Origin of the sequence: Janthinobacterium fluminis (genome assembly GCF_028595325.1) — a bacterium.
Taxonomy (GTDB): domain Bacteria; phylum Pseudomonadota; class Gammaproteobacteria; order Burkholderiales; family Burkholderiaceae_D; genus Janthinobacterium; species Janthinobacterium fluminis.
Genome location: NZ_JAQQXR010000007.1, coordinates 59841 through 82750, shown reverse-complemented (window position 1 = coordinate 82750; position 22910 = coordinate 59841). Strand labels below are relative to the sequence as shown.

Here is a 22910-nt window from a genome sequence, read left to right as displayed (position 1 = left end):
CCCGATCTGAGAATGACAGGCCCGCGGCCCGTCCGCATTGCCGCCGCCGCGCCCTATTTGCGCAGCACCTCGCCGCCCGCACACACCAGGCTGGCCTTGATGATCTCGTCCTCGCGGTCGATCACCAGCGCATGGTCCTTGTCGACGATGAGCTTCATGAAGTCGAGCACGTTGCGCGCGTACAGCGCCGACGCGTCGGCCGCCACCAGCGTCGCCAGGTTCGGCTCGCCGACGATGAAGACGCCGTGCTTGACGACGGTCTTGCCCAGCTCCGACAGCGGGCAGTTGCCGCCCTGCTCGACGGCCAGGTCGACGATCACCGAACCGGGCTTCATGGCCCTCACGGTGTCCTCGGCGATGAGCACGGGCGCCGGCCGGCCGGGGATCAGCGCGGTGGTGATGATGATGTCGGCCTGCCTGGCGCGCTCGTGCACCAGCTCGGCCTGGCGGCGCATCCAGTCGGCCGGCATGGCCCGCGCGTAGCCGCCCGAGCCCTTGGCGATGTCGCGCTCCTCGTCCGTCAGGAAGGGCACGTCGATGAATTTCGCGCCCAGCGACTCGACCTGCTCCTTCACCGGCGGGCGCACGTCGGACGCCTCGATGACGGCGCCCAGGCGCTTGGCCGTGGCGATCGCCTGCAGGCCGGCCACGCCGACGCCCATGATCAGCACGCGCGCCGCCTTCACCGTGCCGGCCGCCGTCATCAGCATCGGCATGAAGCGCTGGTAGGTGTTGGCCGCCACCATCACCGCCTTGTAGCCGGCGATGTTGGCCTGCGAGGACAGCACGTCCATCGACTGGGCGCGGGTGATGCGCGGCACCGCCTCCAGGGCGAACGCGGACAGGCCGTGCGCCGCCATCGCCGCGATGTTGTCGGCGTCGAAGGGGTTCAGCATGCCGATCAGCACGCTGCCGGACGCCATCAGGGCGCGCTCCTCGGCGCTGGGCGCGCGCACCTTCAGCACGACGCCGCAGCCGAAGGCCTCGGCGGCGCTGCCGATGCGCGCGCCGGCGGCCACATAGGCCTCGTCCACCGCGGAGGCCATCACGCCCGCGCCCGCCTGGACGATGACTTCGTGCTTGGCCGCGAGCTTCTTGACCGTCTCGGGCGTCGCAGCGACCCGGGTTTCACCGGGCCGTGTTTCGGCCGGTATGCCTATTCTCATGAAATGCCTCCAAAGATTGATAAACTGACTAGAATCTACCACGGAAAGTACGCAAGAAAATCTTTTTGGCCGGGCAACTATTAGGGGGCGGCCACTACTTGGCCGCGCCGCCGGCGCGCCCCCGCCTGCCCGGCGCGCGGCCCGCCACGGGCGGCGCAGGCACCGATAAACAACACTTTCGCCGCCGCCCGCGCGCCCGCCTCCCGCCATGGCGGGCGCCGCCCCGCGCCGCGACCGGCGCCCCGGCAATAGACCACAGATTTTTGACGGAAACATTGTCATTTATCAAATGGTCCGCGCGCCGGCCGCACGGCAGCCGGAACCGGGCGCCCAGAACAGGCTAAAATGTCGGCTCTTTCAAGGATGGAACCATGCCGAGAATCTGGAAACCCTCTGTCACCGTCGCCGCCATCATCGAACGCGACGGCCTGTTTTTGCTTGTGGAAGAAGAGACCAGCGACGGCATCCGCCTGAACCAGCCGGCCGGCCACCTGGACCCCTTCGAATCGCTGGAGCAGGCGGTGGTCCGCGAAACGCTGGAGGAGACGGCGCACGATTTCACGCCGACGGCGCTGGTGGGCATGTATATGTCGCGCTACCGCTCGTCGCGCACCGGGCTGGACGTGACGTACCTGCGCTTCACCTTCTGCGGCGAGGTCGGCCAGCGGCACGACCGCCCGCTCGACGACGGCATCATCCGCACGCTGTGGATGTCGCGCGACGAGATGGCGGCCTGCCCGGAGCGCCACCGCAGCCCGCTGATGCTGCAATGCGTGGACGAATACCTGGAAGGGCGGCGCGCGCCGCTGGGACTGCTGCACACGCACGCCTCCGTCTTCAACGGCGAGTGACACAACAAATTATTTGGAATAGCAAGATGAGCAAGAAAAAAGTCGTGATCGGCATGTCAGGCGGGGTCGACTCCTCGGTCGCGGCGTGGATGTTGAAGGAACAGGGTTACGAGGTGATCGGCCTGTTCATGAAAAACTGGGAAGACGACGACGACTCCGAATTCTGCTCCTCGCGCCAGGACTGGATCGACGCGGCCAGCGTGGCCGACGTGATCGGCGTCGACATCGAGGCCGTCAACTTCGCGGCCGAATACAAGGACCGCGTGTTCGCCGAATTCCTGCGCGAATACCAGGCCGGCCGCACGCCCAACCCGGACGTGCTGTGCAACGCCGAAATCAAGTTCAAGGCCTTCCTCGACCACGCCATGCACCTGGGCGCCGACTTGATCGCCACCGGCCACTACGCGCGCGTGCGCCAGGCCGGCGAACGCTTCGAGCTGCTCAAGGCCGTCGACGCCAGCAAGGACCAGAGCTATTTCCTGCACCGTTTGAACCAGGCGCAGCTGTCGAAGACGCTGTTCCCGCTGGGCGAAATCCCGAAAACCGAGGTGCGCCAGATCGCCGCCAAGCTGGCGCTGCCGAACGCGCAGAAGAAGGATTCGACCGGCATCTGCTTCATCGGCGAGCGCCCCTTCCGCGAATTCCTCAACCGCTACCTGTCGTATCAACCGGGGCCGATGAAGACGGCCGACGGCAAGACCGTCGGCGAGCACGTCGGCCTGAGCTTCTACACGCTGGGCCAGCGCAAGGGCATCGGCATCGGCGGCGTCAAGTCCTACCAGAACGCCGACGGCAGCAGCGACGCCTGGTATGTGGCGCGCAAGGACATCGCCAGCAACACCCTGTACGTGGTGCAGGGCCACGACCACCCGTGGCTGCTGTCGTCGGCCTTGACGGCCGACCAGGCCAGCTGGATCGCCGGGGCCGCGCCGGCGCCGCGCGCGCTGGCGGCCAAGACCCGCTACCGCCAGGCCGACGTCGCCTGCGCGCTGACGCCGGACGGCGCCGGCGACTTCGCGCTGCGCTTCACGGACGCCCAGTGGGCCGTCACGCCGGGCCAGTCGGCCGTGCTGTACGACGGCGACGTCTGCCTGGGCGGCGGCATCATCGCCGCCTCAACCGGCCTGGCCTGACCCGGCGGCGGCGCTGGCCTGCTGCTGCTTGCGCACCATCGCGATGACGGTGTTGCGTATCGTCTTCAGCACCGTGTCGGCGTTGAAGGGCTTGACGATGAAGCCGCTGACGCCGCTGGCGTGGGCCGCCTGCAGCGAGGCGGCGTCGATGCCGGCCGAAACCATGAAGATCAAGGTTTTCGGCCACTGCGCGCGGATGGCCTCGACCACCTTGCTGCCGTCCTCGACCAGCTCGCGCGCGATGCAGACGAAGTGCGGGTGGTGCTTGACCAGCAGGGCCAGGCCCAGCGCGCTGGTGTGGGTCTGGCCGCAGACGTCGTAGCCGCCGTCGGTCAGGACCGTGTTCAGCAGGCCGCGCGAGATGGCGCTGCTGTCGATGAGAACCGCTTTTAACATCATAGAAAATCCCAATACTGTACGTTGTTGTCCAGACGCGCCGTCAATGGTGGTCCCATGCGAGCATATTCCACGTCACGCCGAGGCGCACGTCCGTCTTTAATTGCACCAATTGACGAGAAAGATACAGTATATCGCGTTCTTTCCGCAGCCTTTCTCCCAGCGGCCCCTTCAAAATGCCGGCGCCGGCCATCACCGCGTCCAGGTTGCCGTAGGCGCGCAACAGCTTCGCGCCCGTCTTCAGGCCGACCTTGGAAACGCCGGGGATGCTGTCAGTGACGTCGCCCATCAGCGCCAGCAAGTCCGGCAGCAGCTCGGGCGGCACGCCGAACTTGCGCTCGACCCAGGCGTGGTCGTGCCATTCTCCCTTGAAATGGTCCCACAGCAGCGCGCCGTAGGCGATCAGGCCGTGCAAATCCTTGTCCGTGCTGGCGACGACGGCATCGCCACGGCCCTCGTGCAGCCAGCGCATGACGGCCGTGCCGATGACGTCGTCGGCCTCGACCTCGGGGATGACGACGACGCGCAGGCCGAAGCCGGCCAGCTTCTCATAGAAGGCCGGCAACGCCGCGCGCAGCTCGGCCGGCATGGGCGCGCGGCCCTCGCGATAGCCGGCGTAGAGCGCGTGGCGCCAGGTCGGGCCGCCGAAGTCGAAGGCCGGCAGCACATGGGTGGGCGCGTGGCCGTTGATGAGCTTCTTGAACGAGGACAGGGCGTGGCGCAGCGCGATGTCGGCCTTCTCGGCCGAATCCGGCTCCGGGCTCGCCTCGTAGACGCGGCGCACGATGTTCAAGCCGTCGATAGCGAGTAGTCTGGCCATGCGGTGAGTGGGTAGCGGTGGAATCGCGCATTTTACCTCCCGGTGGGGACAGACCACGATTTCCAGGAAACTATTTCTCGGAAATCGTGGTCTGTCCCCGGCTGGCGGCCCTACTTCAGCAGTTCGTAGGGGCCGCCGCGCTCCAGCGCGCGCTGGTAGGCGGGGCGCGCATGGATACGCCGCAGGAAATCCATCAGCTTCGGCCGGCCCGCGTCGAGGCCGCCGCGGGCGGCCGCAGCCTCCAGCGGAAAGCTCATCTGGATGTCGGCGGCGGAAAAGTCGGCGCCGGCGAACCATTCCGCCCGGCCCAGCTCAGCCTCCATATAATCGAGCTGCTGGACCAGGTTCGGGGTGATGAAACCCTTCTTAACCTTGCGCGCGATGGCCCGCGCGATCGGCCGCACGAAGAAGGGCATCGGACCGCTCTCGACCTTGTCGAACACCAATTTCATCAGCAGCGGCCCCATCGCCGACCCCTCGGCAAAGTGCAACCAGTAAGTCCAGCGCAGGCGCTCCGGCGTGCCGGCGGCCGGCGCCAGGCGGCCCTGGCCGTAGCGCTCGAGCAGATACTCGACGATGGCGCCGGACTCGGCCACCGTGTCCGCGCCATCCGTGATGACGGGCGACTTGCCGAGCGGGTGGACGGCGCGCAGCGAAGCCGGCGCCAGCATGGTTTTCGGGTCGCGCTCGTAGCGCTTGACCTGGTAGCCCAGCCCCAGTTCTTCGAGCAGCCAGAGCACGCGCTGCGAGCGCGAGTTGTTGAGATGGTGGACAACGATCATGGGGGCTTTCCCGTGTGAGAGTGGATGGCGCGGCGGCCGGCGCCGCCCCCACGAGTATAAGGGCGGCGGCGCAAAAACGGACCGGCATAGCTTCCGTACGGAAACAGCGGTACACTCGCTGCCAGTTTGTCCGCCCTCACCGGAGTCCGTATGCGCCTGTTTTCCACCCGTTACCTTGCCTTCATCGCCGTCGCGGCCGCGTGCGCGCTGTCGCTGGCGCTGGCCGGCCCCCACTGGCTGACGCTGCTGGCGGGCGCCCTGACGGCGCTCGGCGTCGCCGACCTGCTGCAAACGCGTCGCGCGCTGCGCCGCAACTACCCGCTGCTGGCGCATTTCCGCTTCCTGCTCGAAAGCATACGCCCGGAAATCCGCCAGTACTTCCTCGAAGACGACACCGAGGCGAAACCGTTTTCGCGCAACCAGCGCAGCATCGTCTACCAGCGCGCCAAGGTGGAAACGGACAAGCGCCCCTTCGGCACCCAGCTCGACGTCTACGCCGCCGGCTACGAATGGATCAACCACTCGATCGCGCCGGCCGCCGTGGCCGACCACAATTTCCGCATCGACATCGGCGCCCACCCCGACTGCCCACGCGCCCAGCCCTACTCGGCCAGCGTGTTCAACATCTCGGCGATGAGCTTCGGCGCGCTGTCGGCCAACGCCATCCTGGCGCTGAACGGCGGCGCCCGCGTCGGCGGTTTCATGCACGACACGGGCGAGGGCAGCATCAGCCAGTACCACCGGCAAAACAGCGGCGACCTGGTGTGGGAGATCGGCTCCGGCTACTTCGGCTGCCGCCAGCCCGACGGCAGTTTTTCCGAGGCCAACTTCATCGCCAACGCGACGGCGCCGCAAGTGAAGATGATCGAACTCAAGCTGTCGCAGGGCGCCAAGCCGGGCCACGGCGGCGTGCTGCCCGGCCCCAAGGTGACGGCGGAAATCGCCGCCACCCGCGGCGTCATCGCCGGCGTCGACTGCATCTCGCCGGCCCGCCACGCGGAATTTGCGACGCCGCTGGAAATGCTCGCCTTCATCGAGCGCCTGCGCAATCTGTCGGGCGGCAAGCCGACCGGCTTCAAGCTGGCCATCGGCCACCCGTGGGAGTTTTTCGGCATCGTCAAGGCCATGCTGGCCAGCGGCATCACGCCCGACTTCATCGTCGTCGACGGCGGCGAGGGCGGCACGGGCGCGGCGCCGGTCGAGTTCACCGACCATGTCGGCACGCCGCTGCAAGAGGCGCTGCTGCTGGTGCATAACACCCTCGTCGGCGCCAATTTGCGCGACAAGATCAAGATCGGCGCCTCCGGCAAGATCATCACGGCCTTCGACATCGCCCGCACGCTGGCGCTGGGCGCGGACTGGTGCAACTCGGCGCGCGGCTTCATGTTCGCGCTCGGCTGCATCCAGTCGCAGAACTGCCACACCGACCGCTGCCCGACGGGCGTGGCGACGCAAGACCCGCAGCGCCAGCGCGCGCTGGTGGTGCCCGACAAGACGGCGCGCGTGGCCCACTTCCACCAGAACACGCTGAAGGCGCTGGCCGAGCTGATCGCCGCCGCCGGCCTGAGCCACCCCTCGCAGTTGCGGCCGCACCACCTGGTGCGGCGCATCTCGCCGAACCAGGTCAAGCTGGCGTCGGCGCTGCTGCCCTACCTGGAGCCGGGCGAGCTGCTCGACCCCAGCCAGTTGTCGCGGCTGCCGCCGGTGTTCGGCCTGTACTGGCCGGTGGCCCAGGCCGAATCCTTCCACCCGCTGAGCTAAGGCGCGGGAGGGCCCCCGCCTTGGCGCCCCCGCCTTGGCGCCTCGCCTCGGCGCTCCGCCTTGGCGTTCCGCTTATTTACCGGCCACCCGGGACTTCGCCAAACGCCGGGATTGCTCGATGTCGTCCGGGGTCATTTTCTTCTGTAATTTCTTGCTGGCCGTTTCCGCCATCATTTGCGGCACGAGATCCTCTCCCGCCATGGCGATCAGATACCACTGGTTCGCCGCCACCAGATTGGCGGCTCCCGCGCGAGCGCGACTAAGGGTGGCGGGGAGTGGTGGCACGAGGCGGCCGCCGGGGAGGCTTACTTGCCCGGCCGGGCGTGCACCTTGATGACGCGCTTGGCGTCGACAGCTTCGAGCGGCGGCGCCGGCTCGCTGCTGCAGGAGCCGCAGCTGGCGCAGCCGTCCGTGCAACTGGGCGCCGTCTTGAACAGCGCCGCCATCCTCGCCTCGCTGGCGCCGCAGCGCGTCAGCGCGGCGACGATGCGGCGGCGCCAGGCGGCCGGCAAGTATTTGCCCGCCGCATGCAGGACGGCGGCGGCGACGATGCAAACGACGATCGCTTCTTGCCACATATCAGGCTCCGGTGAAGTACAGGGCGATGCGGTAGGTCAGGAACGAGGCCACGTAGGCCAGCGCGAACATATAGCCGGCCATCAGCAAGGGGTAGCGCCAGCTGGCCGTCTCGCGCTTGACCACGCTCAAGGTCGACAGGCACTGCGGCGCGAACACATACCAGGCCAGCAGCGACAGCGCCGTCGCCAGCGACCAGGACTGGGCGATCAGCGGCTCCAGCGTGCCGGCCAGCGCGTCGCCCGTCTGCGACAGCGCGTAGACGGTGCCGAGCGCGCCGACGGCCACTTCGCGCGCCGCCATGCCCGGCACCAGCGCGATACAGATCTGCCAGTTGAAGCCGATAGGCGCGAACAGCACTTCCAGGCCGCGGCCCAGCAGGCCGGCCAGGCTGTAGTAGATGGGCGGATGGGTGGCGCCCTCGGGCGCGCCGGGGAAGCTGCTGAGGAACCACAGCAGTATCATCAGCGTCAGGATGATCGTGCCGACGCGCGCCAGGAAGATCTTGGCGCGCTCCCACAGGCCGACGGCCAGGTTGCGCAGGTGCGGCCAGTGGTAGCTGGGCAGCTCCATCATCAGGGGATGCAGGCGGCTGCCGCCCATGCTGCGCTTCATCACGTAGGCGACGGCCATGGCCGAGATAATGCCGGCGAAATACAGGACGAACAGCACCAGGCCCTGCAGGCTGAGGAAGCCGGCCACCTCGCGCTCGGGGATGAAGGCGGCGATGATCAGCGCGTACACGGGCAGGCGCGCCGAGCAGGTCATCAAAGGCGCGATCATGATCGTCACGAGGCGGTCGCGCGGATTCTGGATCGTGCGCGCCGCCATCACGCCGGGAATCGCGCAGGCGAAGCTCGACAGCAGCGGGATGAAGGCGCGTCCCGACAGGCCGACGCCGCCCATCAGGCGGTCCAGCAGGAAAGCGGCGCGCGGCAGGTAGCCGCAATCCTCAAGGCTGAGGATGAAGAAGAACAGAATCAGAATCTGCGGCAGGAACACCAGCACGCTGCCGACGCCGCCCAGCACGCCCTCGACGAGCAGGCTGCGCAGCACGCCCTCGGACATGTGCGTGGCCAGCATCTGGCCGAGGCCGTCGACGCCGTCCTTGATCATTTCCATCGGCGTCGCCGCCCACGTGAAGACGGCCTGGAACACGAGGAACATCAGCAGGGCCAGGATGGCCGGCCCCAGCACCGGATGCAGCACCACGTCGTCGATCTTTTCCGTCCGGGTGCCCCTGTCCTGGCTGTCGTTGCTGGCGACGGCCAGGATGCGCCGCACTTCGCGCTGGGTCTGCTCGACGCTGACGGCGTCGATGGCCGACAGCGGCTGGACGCTGCCCTGCGCCAGCGGCGCCATCTCGTCGAGGGCGCGCAGCAGCGACTTCTCGCCGCCGCCCTGCACGGCGACCGTCTCCACCACCGTCATGCCGAGCTCGCGGGCCAGTTTGTCGGCGTCGATGACGATGCCGCGCTTCTTGGCCACGTCGACCATGTTCAGCGCCAGCAGCATCGGCAGGCCGAGGCGCTGGACTTCCAGCACCAGGCGCAGGTTCAGGCGCAAATTGGTGGCGTCGACGACGCAGACGATGGCGTCGGGCACGCGCTCGCCGGCGCGCAGGCCGGCGACGACGTCGCGCGTGATGGCCTCGTCCGGCGTCGTCGCCGACAGGCTGTAGGCGCCCGGCAAGTCGATGACGCGGAAGACCCGCCCGGCCGGCGACGTGAAGCCGCCCTCCTTGCGCTCGATGGTCACGCCGGCGTAGTTGGCCACCTTCTGGTGCGAGCCCGTCAGGCGGTTGAACAGCGCGGTCTTGCCGCAGTTGGGATTACCGATCAGTGCGATGACCGCCTGGTGCGCCACGGGCTGCACGGTGTTGTCGACAGCGCCCATGCTCACTCCGGTTGAATCGCGATGCAGGCCGCCTCGAAGCGGCGCAGGGCGAAGGTAGCGTTGCCGACCTTGATGGCGAGCGGGTCGCCGCCCGGCATGCCGCGTTTCAGCATGCGGATGCGCTCGCCCGGCACGAAGCCCAGCTCCATCAGCCGGCGCGCCAGGTCGACGCCTTCGTCGAGCTGGCCCGGGGCCGTCGGCGAGACATGGATGACGGTGCCGCTCTTGCCCGCCGCTAAGGCATCAAGGGTGATCAGGGTCGGCGCAAGAGTCATGAGCGAAGCTTCCATTAAGTGAACAGAGGGCGCAGCGTGGGCCTGCGGCGGCGATGCCGGCAGGCTTGAAAATTCGGAGCGGACTGCGGCTATTATAAGCGGTAATGCGAATTGTTTCTATTTGGCCCCCTTAAGCCATCCTTAAGCCTCCCCGTTTGCGGCGCCGCGCGCCCCCTGCGCCAGTAGGGTTAAACGACGGCGGGCCGCGCTTTCCGCATCAAATCGCTTGCAAATTTTTCTGCTTTGCGGGACAATGCAAAACGTAATGATAATGATTCTCATTAAAACGAATGCAACGATGCCTTAGCGGCATGAATTCCTCCTTTGTACATATTGAGTATTAAGCCAGAAGGTGCCACGATGATTGTATGTGTCTGCAACAACATATCTGATCGCGAAATCCGCCAAGCCGTGGATCTCGGCTTGAGCAGCATGGCCGAATTGCGCCGCGACCTAGGTGTCGCCACCTGCTGCGGCAAATGCCACAGCTGCGCCAAGGAAGTCTTGCAAGAACACATCAGCAACCAAACCCCACTGCAGGAGCGCGTGTTGCAACGCCCCGCACTGACGATATAAGGAAAGCGATGAACACGATGACGATGGCGGGCCCGGGCGAAGCGGGCTTGGCTCAGGAGCTGCTGGCCGCGCTGAAGGCCAAACGCAAACAATTCACGCCGCTGGCGTCGATCATCATCCTGCACATCGTGCTGTTTTACGCGCTGCAAAACGGCATGCTGCGCCAGGTCGTCCACGCCGCGCTGCCCGAGGCGATCATGGTCAGCTTCGTCGCGCCGCCGGAACCGCCCAAGCCGAGCGCGCCGGCCGTCCCGAAAACCGTGCAACTGAGCACGCCGCAGCCGCGCACCATCGTGCCGCCGCTGCCGCTGCCGCCGCTGACCACGGCGCCGAGCGAACCGACCATCACCGTGCCGCAGCCGACGGCCGCCGTGGCCGCGCCCGCCGCCGTTCCCACCAGCGCGCCGGTGGTGGCCGCGCCGGCGCCGCCCACGCCGCGCCTCGTCAACGTCAACAGCGTCGAATTTCTCAAGGAATTGCAACCGGTCTACCCGAACATTTCCAAGCGCCTGCGCGAGAGCGGCACCGTGGTGCTGCGCATCCTGATCAACGACCGGGGCCAGCCCGAACAGGTGACCGTGGAAAAATCCTCCGGCTTCGCCAACCTGGACGAGGCGGGGCGCCAGGCGGGCATGCGCACGCTGTTCAAGCCCCTGCTGGAAAACGGCAGAGCCGTGCCGGTCCTCGTCACCGTGCCGATCAACTTCCAGCTCAGTTAAGCGGGCCGCCCCGCCGCGGGCGGGCGTCCGGCAACACCCATCATTGCTTGTTTCAGTCTGCCACCTTCTCCCCGAGGCGGCAGACTTTTTTTGCCCGCTAAGCGCGAATCACAATAGTTCCGATTTGCAAATAAACGACGATCGCGCCATTCTGTTGTCAAACTCCTGAGAATGGGATTTGTTCTCACATTTTCCGGGTGCGCGCGGCGTGAAATCCCCGTGTGGCGCTCTGACAAAGGGCCGATCTGCGCTATCATGCTTGCAATGCGGGAATACCTGCGGCCCGGCGTCCAGCCGGCCCGGCAGCACCGCGGCGCCGCTGGCGCGATCCCCTTTTCAACACCACATTAGGAAGCCATCATGAAGGGCGATAAAGAAGTCATCCGTCTGCTCAACGCACAGCTCACCAACGAACTGTCGGCCATCAACCAGTACTTCCTGCATGCGCGCATGTACCGTCACTGGGGCCTGGAAAAGCTGGGCAAGAAAGAATACGAAGAATCCATCGGCGAAATGAAACACGCCGACAAGCTGATCGACCGCATCCTGATGCTCGACGGCCTGCCGAACCTGCAAGCGCTGCACAAGCTGCTGATTGGCGAAAGCACGCCGGAAATCCTCGAATGCGACCTCAAGCTTGAGCGGGCCGCCCACGCCACCGTCAAGGAAGGCATCGCCACCTGCGAAAAAGCCGGCGACTACGTCTCGCGCGACCTGTTCCTCATGATCCTCGACGACACGGAAGAACACATCGACTGGCTGGAAACGCAGATCGACCTGATCGGCAAAGTCGGCCTGCAAAACTACCTGCAAAGCCAGATGGGCGAATAAGCAGTAAAAGCAACAATGGGGTCAGGTCTAGACATGGCGGTTTTCAGCACGAAAACCGCCATGTCTAGACCTGACCCCATTTTTTCATTGTGGCACGGTGTCTTTGAACGAGGGCCGCTCGGCCAGTTTGTCGTACAGCTTGGCCAGGTTGGGGTGGGCGCCGCGCCAGTCGATTTCCGGGAAGCGGAAGCTGAGCCAGCCCAACGCGCAGCCGACGGCAACGTCGGCCAGCGTGTAGTGGATGCCGGCGCAGTAGGCGCTCTCGCCCAGCCGCTGCGACAGCGCCGCCAGGCCCAGGTGGACCTTGCTCATTTGCCGCTCGATCCAGGCCGCGCTTTGCTGTTCGGGCGCGCGCAGGGTGCGCTCCAGCCGCACCAGCACGCCGGCGTCGAGCACGCCGTCGGCCAGCGCTTCCCAGCATTTGATGTCGGCCCGCTCGCGGCTGTTGCCGTTCGCCGGCAGCAGTTTGCACACGGGCGTCAGGGTGTCGAGGTATTCGGCGATGACGCGCGAGTCGATCATCGCGCTGCCGTCTTCCATCATCAGGCAGGGCACTTTGCCGAGCGGATTGGCGAGCTGGATCGTGGTTTCCGGCACCCACACGTTTTCAAGCTCGAACACGCAGTCGAGTTTTTTCTCGGCCAAAACGATGCGGACTTTGCGGACATACGGGCTGGTGAGGGAACCGATTAGTTTCATAGATGCTTATAGTAGGAGATTGGATGCCAGTATAACATCGGCACCCGCGCGCCGGCGCGGCGCGCCCCGCCCGCGCCGCTTGCCGCGCCAATGCGGCTTTGCGCCGCTTTCCGGTGGTAAAATCCTGCTTTGGACGCCCGCCGTCCGCACGTCCACCTTTTATTTAACTTGCGTCCGCTCCCATGACCTCTACTACTCCGTACTCCACGCTGTCCGCCCTGTCGCCGCTCGATGGCCGCTACGCCAGCAAGACCGACAAGCTGCGCCCGATCCTGTCCGAAGCGGGTTTCATGCACCACCGCGTGAAAGTGGAGATTTCCTGGCTGCAGGCGCTGTCGCAGGCGGGCTTCGCCGAGATCCAGCCGTTCTCGGCCAGCGCCAGCGCGCTGCTCGACAAGATGGCGGCCGACTTCAGCGAGGCCGACGCGGCCCGCATCAAGGAAATCGAGGCCGTCACCAACCATGACGTCAAGGCCGTCGAGTACTGGCTCAAGGAGCAGGTCAAGGACGTGCCGGAGCTGGTCGCCGCGTCCGAGTTCATCCATTTCGCCTGCACCTCGGAAGACATCAACAACACTTCGCACGGCATGATGCTGAAGGCCGCCCGCGACGGCGTGATGCTGCCGGCCCTGCAGGGCCTGGTGGCGCGCCTGACGCAACTGGCCCACGACAATGCCGACGTGTCCCTGCTGGCGCGCACCCACGGCCAGGCGGCCAGCCCGACCACGCTGGGCAAGGAGATGGCCAACGTGGTCGCCCGCCTGCAGCGCGCCGTGCGCCGCATCGCCGACGTGGAAATCCTCGGCAAGATGAATGGCGCCGTCGGCAACTACAACGCCCACCTGTCGGCCTACCCCGAGTTCGACTGGCCGGCCTTCTCGCAAGCCGTCATCGAGCAGCGCCTCGGCCTGACGTTCAACCCCTACACCATCCAGATCGAGCCGCACGACTACATGGCCGAGCTGTTCGACGCCTTCGCCCGCGCCAACACCATCCTGCTCGATTTGAACCGCGACATCTGGAGCTATGTGTCGCTGGGCTACTTCAAGCAAAAGACCAAGGCCGGCGAGATCGGCTCGTCGACCATGCCGCACAAGGTCAACCCGATCGACTTCGAAAACTCGGAAGGCAACCTGGGCCTGGCCAACGCCGTGCTCAAGCACCTGGCCGAGAAGCTGCCCGTGTCGCGCATGCAGCGCGACTTGACCGATTCGACCGTGCTGCGCAACATCGGCGTCGGCCTCGGCTACACCCTGCTGGCCTACGATAGCTGCCTGCGCGGCTTGAACAAGCTGGAAGTGAACCACGCCCGCCTCGAACAAGACCTCGACGCCACCTGGGAAGTGCTGGCCGAGCCGGTGCAAACGGTGATGCGCCGCTATGGCATCGCCAACCCCTACGAGCAGTTGAAGGAGCTGACGCGCGGCAAGGGCATCTCGAAGGAGGCGCTGCAGGAATTCGTCAACGGCCTGGCCATTCCCCAGGACGCCAAGGACTTGCTGCTGGCGATGACGCCGTCGAACTACATCGGCATCGCCGCGCAACTGGCGCGCGCGATCTAAGCGCACGGGCGCCGCCGGCGGCAGCCGGCGGCGCAGCTTGCGCAGCATCCAGCGAGCGCGCCGCGCATTTCTTTGGTAGTATTAGTCCTAACGCGTACTATACCCGGAAAGCCGCCCATGCAACGCTACACCAAAACCGCCATGCTTTTGCACTGGCTGATCGCCCTACTGATCATCGCCGCCTTCGGGCTGGGCCTGATCATGACCGACATCCCCGGCCTGACCCCCACCAAGCTGAAATACTATTCCTGGCATAAATGGCTGGGCGTGACCGTGCTGGCGCTGGCCGCGCTGCGCCTGCTGTGGCGCAAAGCCAACGTGCCGCCGCCGCATCCGGCCAGCATGGCCGCGTGGCAGAAAATGGCCGCCGACGGCATGCACGTCGTCCTCTACATCCTGATGTTCGCCGTGCCGCTGTCGGGCTATTTCTACACGCTGTCGGCCGGCATCCCCGTGGTCTACCTGGGCCTGTTCCAACTGCCCGTGCTGATGGCGGCGAACCCGGAACTTAAGCCGGTCTTAAAGGAAGTGCATTATATTCTGACCATGGGCATGGCCGCCGCCGTGCTGGCCCACGCGCTGGCCGCGCTGAAACACCATTTCATCGACCGCGACGGCGTCTTGCGACGCATGCTGCCTTAACTTCACTGACAGGACCCCCATGAAAATCACGCAACGCGCCCTCCTCGTTTCCCTGCTCGGCCTGTCCCTGGCCGCCGGCGCCGCCACGCTGCTGAAAACCGACCCGGCCAAGACCAGCGTGTCGGCCGTGTTCAAGCAGATGAACGTGCCGGTCGAGGCGAAGTTCAAGAAATTCGCCATCGCCATCGACTACAACGCGGCCACGCCGGACGCCGCCAAGGCGACGGTCGAGATCGACACCGCCAGCCTCGACCTGGGCGAAGCGGACATGAACAAGGAAGTGGCGAAGAAGGAATGGTTCAACTCGGCGCAATTCCCGAAAGCCAGCTTCGTCTCCAGCGGCATCAAGGCGGCCGGCGCGGGCAAGCTGAACGTCTCGGGCAAGCTGACCATCAAGGGCAAGACGGCCGACGTCAGTTTCCCGCTGACGGTCAAGACGGAGGCCGGCAAGCAAGTGTTTGAAGGGGCCCTGCCGATCAAGCGCCTGGCCTTCAACATCGGCGAAGGCGAATGGAAGGATACCGGCATGGTGGCCGATGAAGTGACCATCAAGTTCCACGTAACGGCAGCACCTTAACCGCTCTTCTCACCTACAAAGGATACGCATGAAACTACAGCACCTGGTCGTGGCACTGCTGGCAGCCGGCGCCACGTCGGCCTTCGCCGCCGACACCTACAATATCGACCCGACCCACACCTATCCGAGCTTCGAGGCCGACCACATGGGCCTGTCGGTCTGGCGCGGCAAGTTCGGCAAGACCAAGGGCACGGTGACGCTGGACCGCGCCGCCAAGACGGGCGCGCTGGACATCAGCATCGACGCCGCCTCCATCGATTTCGGCTTCGACAAGATGAACAGCCACGCCCGCGGCGCCGACATGTTCAACGTCGAGAAATTCCCCGCCGTCACCTACAAGAGCACCTCGTTCAAGTTCGACGGCGACAAGCTGGTGGCCGTCGACGGCGAGCTGACGATGCTGGGCGTGACCAAGCCGGTCCAGCTCAGCGTCAACAAGTTCCGCTGCATCATCCACCCGCGCCTGAAGCGCGAAGTGTGCGGCGCCGACGCCTCGGCCGAATTCAAGCGCACCGACTTCGGCTTGAACTACGCCACGCCGGCGTTCGCGCCGGAAGTCAAGCTGGCGATCCAGGTCGAGGCCATCAAGGCCGAGTAAGCCCGCGCCGCGGCCCGCGCCCCTTTCCCCCGCGCAAACGGGGCAGAGGGGCTTTTTTACGCCCGCATGCTTGCCGTGCTGCGCTACATCAAAGGGCCGCCGCGTCCAATGTTCGATGCCGCACGGACGCCCCGCACCGCCCTCCCTAGAATTTGCTGACCGGCGGGCCTCCGCCGGCCGCAACCCATCACACGCCCGGGAGGATCGGTATGAACTTCATCATTTGGATTGTTATTGGCGGCATCATCGGCTGGCTCGCCAGCATGATCATGAAAACCGATGCCCAGCAAGGCATCTTTCTCAACATCGTGGTCGGCATCGTCGGCGCCTTCCTGGGCGGCTGGCTGCTGTCGCCGCTGTTCGGCAGCGGCACCATCAACGCCGACGATTTCAGTCTCGTCTCCCTGCTGGTGTCGCTGGTGGGCGCCATCATCCTGCTGGCCATCGTCAATTTGTTGCGACGGGGAAAAGTGCGCTAGGGCCGCCAGGCGCCAGTCTGTTACAAAGATGAAAACGCCGCGCGGGCGGCGGGACCGACGGCGGGACCGAACGGCGGCGGCGGCCCCGCTTTCGCCGGAGAAATTATGGTTGACTATTGAGGAATCGATAAGGATACTCTAGGTCGCCCGCTGAGAATACCACTGGGCACGACCTAATTCGACCCTCCCCACCATTCATAAGATAAAAACTCGAATGAAAAAGACCCTCATCACGCTCGCCATCCTGAGCACCACCGCCGCTGCCCACGCCGACGAAGGCATGTGGATGCCGCAACAGCTGCCACAAGTAGCCAAACAATTGAAGGCCGCCGGCCTGAAGCTCGATCCCGCCACGCTGACCAAGCTGACGGAATTCCCGATGGGCGCGATCGTCAGCCTGGGCGGCTGCTCGGCGTCCTTCGTGTCGCCGCAGGGCCTGGTGGCGACCAACCACCATTGCGTCTACAACAGCGTGGCGCACAATTCCACCAAGGACAACGACTTGCTGGCCAACGGCTTCCTGGCCAAGACCTTCGCCGATGAAGTGCCGGCCGCCCCCGGCAGCCGCATTTTCGTCACCAAGGACGTCAGCAACGTCAGCGACAAGGTCATCAGCGCCGACGTCGCCAAGCTGACGGGCAAGAAGCGCAGCGACGCGATCGAGAAAAACCAGAAAAGCATCGTCGCCGAGTGCGAAAAAGACGCCGGCCACCGCTGCACCGTGTCGGCCTACTACGGCGGCCTGGAGTTCTACCTGATCAAGCAACTGGAAATCCGCGACGTGCGCCTGGTGCACGCGCCACCGGCCGGCGTCGGCAAGTTCGGCGGCGACACCGACAACTGGATGTGGCCGCGCCACACCGGCGACTACGGCTTCTACCGCGCCTACGTCAGCAAGGACGGCAAGGCCGCCGACTTCAGCAAGGACAACGTGCCTTACGTGCCGAAGCTGTCGCTGAAGCTGGCCAAGGAAGGCGTCAAGGAGGGCGATTTCGTCATGGTACTGGGCTACCCGGGCCGCACCAACCGCCACCGCCTGCCGTCCGAAGTGTCCTACACCTTCGACTGGAACTACCCGGCCTTCGTCAAGGCGTCCGGCGAGAACCTGGCCATCATCGCCCGCGAAACGGCCGGCAATGAAGACACCCGCCTGAAATACGCGGGCCAGGTGGCCGGCACCAACAACTACTACAAGAACCGCCAGGGCATGCTGGACTCCTACGCCGGCAGCGACTTCCTGGCCCGCAAGACCAAGGAGCACGACGAGCTGAAAGCCTGGGTCAACGCGACGCCGGCCCGCAAGGCCGAGTTCGCCGGCGACATCGAGCGCGTCGAAAAGCTGATCGCCGAGCGCGACGCCGACAACAAGCGCGACTTCTTCCTCGGCTACGCCCAGCCGCGCCTGCTGAGCACGGCGCGCTCGCTGTACCGCCTGGCCAATGAAACGCTGAAGCCGGACGCCGAACGCAAGGCCGGCTACCAAGTCCGCGATTTGCCGCGCTTCAAGGCCAGCGTCGCCGCCACCGAGCGCAACTACGACGAAAAAGTCGACAAGGCCCTCGTCTTGAACAGCCTGAGCAAGTACGCCGCGCTGCCGCAAGCCCAGCGCCGCGCCGCCTTCGACGCCGCCTTCGGCATCAAGGACGGCATGACGCAGGCCGAGCTGGTCGCCGCCATCGACACCCTGTACGCCGGCAGCAAGCTGGGCGACAAGACGGAACGCGCCGCCTGGCTGGAACGCAAGCCGGCCGATTTCCAGGCCAGCAACGACAGCTTCGTCAAAGCCGCCGTCGCCCTGTACGAGCCTGGCCTGAAACTGGAAGCGGAAGAGGAAGAGCTGGGCGGCAACATCCAGCAAGCCTACGCCAACTACATGAAAGCGAAAATCGCCTACATGAAGAGCAAGGGCCAAGCCGTCTATCCTGACGCCAACAGCACGCTGCGCGTGACCTTCGGCCGCATCGCCGCGCGCGACCACGGCGCCGACGGCACCACCTGGACCGCCTTCACCACCGTCAACGGGGTGGCCGCGAAAGCCACCGGCAAGGGCGACTTCAACGCGCCGGCCGCGCAACTGGCGGCGATCAAGGCCAAGGACTTCGGCAAATACGCCGACGCCAAGCTGAAATCGGTGCCGGTCGACTACCTGGCGACGCTGGACATCACCGGCGGCAACTCCGGTTCCGCCGCGCTGAACGCCAAGGGCGAGTTCATCGGCCTGGCCTTCGACGGCACGCTCGATTCGATCATCTCGGATTGGGACTACAACAAGGCCAACACCCGCTCGATCCAGGTCGACCTGCGCTACATGTTGTGGAACATGAAGCACATCGACAAGGCCCACAACCTGCTCAAGGAAATGGGCGCCGAGTAATCACGGCGTAGCGCGCCGGCCTCCCGCCATGCGGGCGCCGGCCGGCCAGGCCACACCCGCGGGTGTGGCCTTTTTTTTGCCCGCCGGCGCCGCAACGGGCGGCGGGACGGATGCTACAATTCCACTCCCGACGGCCCCCTTATCCAGCGCGCCGTCCCAGCCCTCCGGACCCAGACCGCCATGCAAGCAGACCTGCTCACACCCTACGAACTCGGCAACAAAAACCAGACCACGACCTGGCTGGAATGCATCAACTTCTACAAAGACCTCGCCGCCCGCTACCCGCAGGTGCTGCGCTTCGAACAAATCGGCGTGTCCGACGCCGGCGTGCCCCTGCATGCCGGCATCGTCAGCGCCGACGGCGTCTTCCAGCGCGAGCAGATCAAGCGCGCCGGCCGCCCGGTCTTTTTCAACAACAACGGCATCCATCCGGGCGAACCGGAGGGCGTCGACACCTGCATGGCCCTGGTGCGCGACCTGTGCGTCGAGCCGGCGCGCCTGGCCGCGCTGGGCCGCACCGTGCTGCTGTTCGTGCCGATCTACAACGTCGACGGCAGCCTGAACCGCGCCGACACCTCGCGCGTGAACCAGGACGGCCCGGAGCAGTTCGGCTTCCGCGGCAACAGCCGCCACCTCGACCTGAACCGCGACTTCATCAAGTGCGACAGCCTGAACGCCAGGGTGTTCAACCAGTTGCTCAGCGGCTGGGACCCGGACGTGATGGTCGACACCCATACCTCGAACGGCGCCGACTACCCGTACACGATGACGCTGATCCACACCCAGGCCGACAAGCTCGGCGGCGAGCTCGGCGCCTTCCTGCGCGGCACCATGCTGCCGCACATCTACGCGGAAATGGCCAACAGCGGCTGGCCCACCTGCCCCTACGTCAACCCCGTCAAGGACAGCCCCGACCACGGCATCGCCGAATTCCTCGAAGTGCCGCGCTTCTCGACCGGCTACGCCGCGCTGCACCACGTGATCGGCTTCATGCCCGAGACGCATATGCTGAAGCCCTACGCCGACCGCTACGCCTCGATGCGTACCCTGGTCGAGGTGACGCTGGCCTTCATGGTGGCCCACGCCGAGCAGATCCAGGGCTTGCGCGCCGCGGCCCGCGCCGCGGCGGCGCAACGCACGCACTGGCCGGTCAGCTGGAAAATGGACGAGGCCAAACCGTCCACCTGGCGTTTCCGCGGCTACGCCGCCAAGTACACGCCCAGCAAACTGGGCAACTACACGCGCCTGTCCTACGACCGCAGCGCGCCGTGGGAACGCGACATCGCCTACTACAACAACTTCGTCGCGGACGTCGTCGTGGCCGCGCCGAAGGCCTACATCGTGCCGCAGGCATGGCGCGAGGTGATCGAGCGCCTGCAGTGGAACGGCGTCGAGATGCGCCGCATCGAAGTGGCCTCGACGGCCCAGGTGCAGGTCTACCACATCGTCTCGGTCGGCACCCGCGCGCACGCCTACGAAGGCCATATGTTCCACGACGAGGTGCAGCTGGAAACGCGCAGCGCCAGCGTGCAACTGCGCCCCGGCGACTACTACATTCCGCTGCAGCAGGAAAACGCCCGCTACGCCGTCGAGACGCTGGAGCCGCAGGCCCACGACAGCTTCTTCCGCTGGGGCTTCTTCAACAGCGTGCTGGAGAAAAAAGAGGCCTTCTCCGACTACGTGTTCGAAGACCTGGCCGAGCAATTGCTGGACGAGGAGCCGGAGCTGGCGCGCCGCTTCGCCGCCTGGCGGGCCGCCCATCCGGAACTGCAGGCCGACCAGGACAAGGTGCTGCATTTCATCTTTGAAAACTGCCAGCGCTACGCCGAGCCGGAATGGCGGCGCTACCCGGTGCTGTCCATCGTCTGAGCCCGCTGGCGGCTCCGAGTTTTAACCGGCAACACAACGCCGCACCGTTACCCCCGGTGCGGCGGGCTTTTTCATGGCCGCGCCCACCCCGCGGCGGCCATCAAGGACACATCCATGCATTACGCCCTGAATCCGCGCACTTTTCTATACAGCCACTATTTCCACCTGGGCTTGCGCTTCGCCATCGGCCTCGTCGCCATCACCCTCGTCACGCTGCAACTGAGCGACAGCGCGACGGCGATGGCCGTCTGCATAGGCGCGCTGTGCACGGCGCTGATGGACATGCCCAGCCCGCTGCGCCACAAGCTCAACGAGATGCTGGCCTCGCTGCTGCTGTGCAGCGCCGTGACCCTGTTAATCAGCCTGAGCGGCCCGACCCACTGGCTGCTGCTGACGATGCTGGTGCTGATCAGCTTCCTGGCCAGCATGATGGTGGTCTACGGTAAAAAGTCGATGCCCCTGCAACTGGCCACGCTGTTCATCATGACGATGTCGATGGAGCACAATATGACGGCGCGCCAGTCCTTCGAGCACGCCGCCCTGTTCATGGCCGGCGGCCTGAGCTACCTGGCGTACTCGATGGCCGTGTCGTGGTGCCTGCGCCACCGCATCAAGCAGCAGGTGCTGGCCGAGGCGCTGTTCGAGCTGGCCGCCTACATCGACATCAAGGCCGACTTCTACGACACCCGCTACCAGCTGAGCGAGCAGTTCAACAAGCTGGTGCGGCAACAGAGCCTGCTGGCCGACCGCCAGCAGGCCTCGCGCGACCTGATCCTGCGCAGCCACCAGAACCGCAAGGACGCCATCGTCGTGCAGGTGCACGTGTGCATGCTCGACCTGTACGAACTGATACTCTCGACGCACACCGACTACGCCCAGCTGCGCGCCCACCTGGCCGACTCGCCGGTGCTGGGCGCCCTGCACGACCTGGCCTACAAAGCGGCGCGCGACATCGAGTCCGTCGCCTACGCCGTCACGCGCAAGCGCGCCTCCTACGCCGCCATCGGCTACGCGCCGGAGTGGCAGGCGATCGAGGCGGAGCTGCAGGCGCTGCAGCTCCGCGGCGCCGCCGGCGAGGCCACCCAGGAGGCGCTGGCCGTGCTGCGCGCCCAGCGCAACAAGATCCGCGCCATCCTGAACATGATCGGCGAGCTGCACCTGGCCAGCCAGGAAGTCTACGCGGCCACGCCGTTCTGGAGCGGCGCCGACATGGCGCCCTTCCTGTCGCAGCAAAAGTACGAGCTGACCATGCTGCTGTCGAACCTGCGCCTGGACTCGCCCGTGTTCCGCTTCGCGCTGCGGGTGGCGATGGCGATCTCCGTCGGCCTGCTGATCGGCGCCAACCTGCCCTACGCCGCCCACAGCTACTGGATCGTGCTGACCATCATCATCATCCTGCGCCCGACCTTCAGCATGACCCGGCAGCGCCGCAGCGACCGCATCATCGGCACCATCATCGGCTGCGTGCTGACGGCGCTGGTGATCAAATTCGTCAGCAGCACCGCCGTCATCCTTACCATCCTCTTCCTCGCCACCGTGGCGACGCCGACCTTCATCTACCTGCGCTACCGCTACACGGCGATCGCCGTCAGCATCATGATCCTGCTGCAAATGCACCTGGTCGCGCCCGACAACGCCCACCTCGTCACCGAGCGCCTGGTCGACACCTTCATCGGCGCGGCCGTGGCGACCGTGTTCAGCTTCGTGCTGGCCAGCTGGGAGTACCAGAGCCTGCCGCGGCTGATCCGCCAGGTGCTGGACGCCAACCTCGGCTATATGCAAGCCAGCTTCGCCCTGCTGCAAGGCCAGAGCGGCAACGACTTCCCCTACCGCATCGAGCGCAAGCGCCTGATGGACAGCCTGGCGGCCCTCAGCTCGGCGCTGGTGCGCATGCTCGACGAGCCGGTCGGCAAGCAGCGTTCGGTGGAAGACATCAACCTGTTCATCGTGCAAAACTACCTGCTGGTGGCGCACGTGGCGGCGCTGCGCTCCATCCTGCGGCGCCACGAAAAGGCCATGCCGGCGGCGGCCGTCAACGCCATGCTGGCGCACAGCCACGTCCAGGTCTGCCGCACGCTGTCGACGGCGCTGGGCGCGCCGCCGGCGACGGCGGCGCCGGACGCCGCGCCGCCCGCCGACGCGTCCGGCTGGTCGGGCTGGCCGCTGGTGCAGCGCCGCATCCGCCTGCTGCAGGCGGACGCCGACAAAATCGTCGTCCACAGCGCCGCCATCGTCCAGGCGATCTGAGGGCGCTGCATCTGATATGCAGGCGGGCACCGGCACTACCCCTGTGAAAATTAACCTGCGGCACTATAATGGAGCGCCCAA

At 65.9% G+C, this 22910-nt stretch carries 23 protein-coding genes; 14 read left to right on the top strand and 9 right to left on the bottom strand.

What is annotated here, in order from left to right; genetic code table 11:
- Nucleotides 1-53: 53 nt before the first annotated feature.
- A complete protein-coding gene (locus OIK44_RS17980) occupies nt 54-1166 on the bottom strand; it encodes a Re/Si-specific NAD(P)(+) transhydrogenase subunit alpha (protein ID WP_273672662.1) in 1113 nt (370 codons plus the stop codon).
- Between the two features lie 371 nt (nt 1167-1537).
- On the opposite strand from OIK44_RS17980, the gene OIK44_RS17975 reads away from it, so the two are divergent.
- Nucleotides 1538-2017: an NUDIX hydrolase gene (locus OIK44_RS17975; protein ID WP_273672660.1), complete on the top strand. Its 480-nt coding sequence runs from the start codon at nt 1538-1540 to the stop codon at nt 2015-2017.
- A gap of 26 nt (nt 2018-2043) precedes the next feature.
- The gene (gene mnmA, locus OIK44_RS17970; RefSeq protein WP_273672659.1) at nt 2044-3150 is read left to right on the top strand and encodes a tRNA 2-thiouridine(34) synthase MnmA; all 1107 of its coding nucleotides are present in this window, start codon (nt 2044-2046) and stop codon (nt 3148-3150) included.
- Here mnmA and OIK44_RS17965 read toward each other — a convergent pair.
- The 3 genes from OIK44_RS17965 to OIK44_RS17955 form a co-directional block, all read right to left on the bottom strand.
- The gene (locus OIK44_RS17965; protein ID WP_273672986.1) at nt 3133-3546 is read right to left on the bottom strand and encodes a response regulator; all 414 of its coding nucleotides are present in this window, start codon (nt 3544-3546) and stop codon (nt 3133-3135) included. The genes mnmA and OIK44_RS17965 overlap by 18 nt on opposite strands.
- A gap of 43 nt (nt 3547-3589) precedes the next feature.
- The gene (locus tag OIK44_RS17960; protein ID WP_273672657.1) at nt 3590-4366 is read right to left on the bottom strand and encodes a 5'-3' exonuclease; all 777 of its coding nucleotides are present in this window, start codon (nt 4364-4366) and stop codon (nt 3590-3592) included.
- Nucleotides 4367-4476: 110 nt separating this feature from the next.
- Entirely contained in the window at nt 4477-5148 is a 672-nt protein-coding gene (locus OIK44_RS17955) for a glutathione S-transferase (RefSeq protein WP_273672656.1), read from the bottom strand.
- Nucleotides 5149-5304: 156 nt separating this feature from the next.
- Here OIK44_RS17955 and OIK44_RS17950 point away from each other — a divergent pair, with 156 nt between their 5' ends.
- Nucleotides 5305-6909: an FMN-binding glutamate synthase family protein gene (locus OIK44_RS17950; protein WP_420213869.1), complete on the top strand. Its 1605-nt coding sequence runs from the start codon at nt 5305-5307 to the stop codon at nt 6907-6909.
- Between the two features lie 72 nt (nt 6910-6981).
- Here OIK44_RS17950 and OIK44_RS17945 read toward each other — a convergent pair whose 3' ends face one another.
- Genes OIK44_RS17945 through OIK44_RS17930 form a run of 4 tightly spaced genes read right to left on the bottom strand, consistent with a single transcriptional unit; the run spans nt 6982 to nt 9656 of the window.
- On the bottom strand, nt 6982-7194 hold the full coding sequence (locus tag OIK44_RS17945) for a hypothetical protein (RefSeq protein ID WP_273672654.1): 213 nt from the start codon (nt 7192-7194) through the stop codon (nt 6982-6984).
- Nucleotides 7195-7214: 20 nt separating this feature from the next.
- Nucleotides 7215-7487, bottom strand: coding sequence for a DUF6587 family protein (locus tag OIK44_RS17940; protein WP_273672652.1), 273 nt, complete (start codon nt 7485-7487; stop codon nt 7215-7217).
- A gap of 1 nt (nt 7488) precedes the next feature.
- Entirely contained in the window at nt 7489-9381 is a 1893-nt protein-coding gene (feoB, locus tag OIK44_RS17935; RefSeq protein ID WP_273672650.1) for a ferrous iron transporter B, read from the bottom strand.
- Nucleotides 9382-9383: 2 nt separating this feature from the next.
- Nucleotides 9384-9656, bottom strand: a complete 273-nt coding sequence (locus OIK44_RS17930) for a FeoA family protein (protein WP_273672649.1) — start codon at nt 9654-9656, stop codon at nt 9384-9386.
- A 360-nt stretch (nt 9657-10016) separates the two neighbouring features.
- On the opposite strand from OIK44_RS17930, the gene OIK44_RS17925 reads away from it, so the two are divergent.
- From OIK44_RS17925 to bfr, 3 genes are all read left to right on the top strand, one after another.
- On the top strand, nt 10017-10232 hold the full coding sequence (locus OIK44_RS17925; protein ID WP_273672985.1) for a (2Fe-2S)-binding protein: 216 nt from the start codon (nt 10017-10019) through the stop codon (nt 10230-10232).
- An 8-nt stretch (nt 10233-10240) separates the two neighbouring features.
- On the top strand, nt 10241-10951 hold the full coding sequence (locus OIK44_RS17920) for an energy transducer TonB (protein WP_273672648.1): 711 nt from the start codon (nt 10241-10243) through the stop codon (nt 10949-10951).
- A 360-nt stretch (nt 10952-11311) separates the two neighbouring features.
- Nucleotides 11312-11782 (top strand): bacterioferritin, encoded by a 471-nt coding sequence (bfr, locus tag OIK44_RS17915; RefSeq protein ID WP_273672647.1) that lies wholly within the window; start codon nt 11312-11314, stop codon nt 11780-11782.
- A gap of 84 nt (nt 11783-11866) precedes the next feature.
- Here bfr and OIK44_RS17910 read toward each other — a convergent pair whose 3' ends face one another.
- Nucleotides 11867-12481 (bottom strand): glutathione S-transferase N-terminal domain-containing protein, encoded by a 615-nt coding sequence (locus OIK44_RS17910; RefSeq protein WP_273672644.1) that lies wholly within the window; start codon nt 12479-12481, stop codon nt 11867-11869.
- 182 nt (nt 12482-12663) lie between these two features.
- Between OIK44_RS17910 and purB the strand changes: the two genes are divergently transcribed.
- The 8 genes from purB (at nt 12664) to OIK44_RS17870 (ending at nt 22829) form a co-directional block, all read left to right on the top strand.
- Complete coding sequence (gene purB, locus OIK44_RS17905) at nt 12664-14043, top strand: adenylosuccinate lyase (RefSeq protein WP_273672642.1); 1380 nt, start codon at nt 12664-12666, stop codon at nt 14041-14043.
- 117 nt (nt 14044-14160) lie between these two features.
- The gene (locus tag OIK44_RS17900; RefSeq protein ID WP_273672640.1) at nt 14161-14685 is read left to right on the top strand and encodes a cytochrome b; all 525 of its coding nucleotides are present in this window, start codon (nt 14161-14163) and stop codon (nt 14683-14685) included.
- 19 nt (nt 14686-14704) lie between these two features.
- Nucleotides 14705-15262, top strand: a complete 558-nt coding sequence (locus tag OIK44_RS17895) for a YceI family protein (RefSeq protein ID WP_273672638.1) — start codon at nt 14705-14707, stop codon at nt 15260-15262.
- Nucleotides 15263-15290: 28 nt separating this feature from the next.
- On the top strand, nt 15291-15860 hold the full coding sequence (locus tag OIK44_RS17890; RefSeq protein WP_273672637.1) for a YceI family protein: 570 nt from the start codon (nt 15291-15293) through the stop codon (nt 15858-15860).
- A gap of 209 nt (nt 15861-16069) precedes the next feature.
- Nucleotides 16070-16339, top strand: a complete 270-nt coding sequence (locus OIK44_RS17885; protein ID WP_273672636.1) for a GlsB/YeaQ/YmgE family stress response membrane protein — start codon at nt 16070-16072, stop codon at nt 16337-16339.
- A gap of 214 nt (nt 16340-16553) precedes the next feature.
- On the top strand, nt 16554-18713 hold the full coding sequence (locus tag OIK44_RS17880) for a S46 family peptidase (RefSeq protein ID WP_273672634.1): 2160 nt from the start codon (nt 16554-16556) through the stop codon (nt 18711-18713).
- 180 nt (nt 18714-18893) lie between these two features.
- On the top strand, nt 18894-20582 hold the full coding sequence (locus OIK44_RS17875; protein WP_273672632.1) for a M14 family zinc carboxypeptidase: 1689 nt from the start codon (nt 18894-18896) through the stop codon (nt 20580-20582).
- Between the two features lie 114 nt (nt 20583-20696).
- On the top strand, nt 20697-22829 hold the full coding sequence (locus tag OIK44_RS17870) for an FUSC family protein (RefSeq protein WP_273672630.1): 2133 nt from the start codon (nt 20697-20699) through the stop codon (nt 22827-22829).
- The last annotated feature ends 81 nt before the right edge of the window (nt 22830-22910 follow it).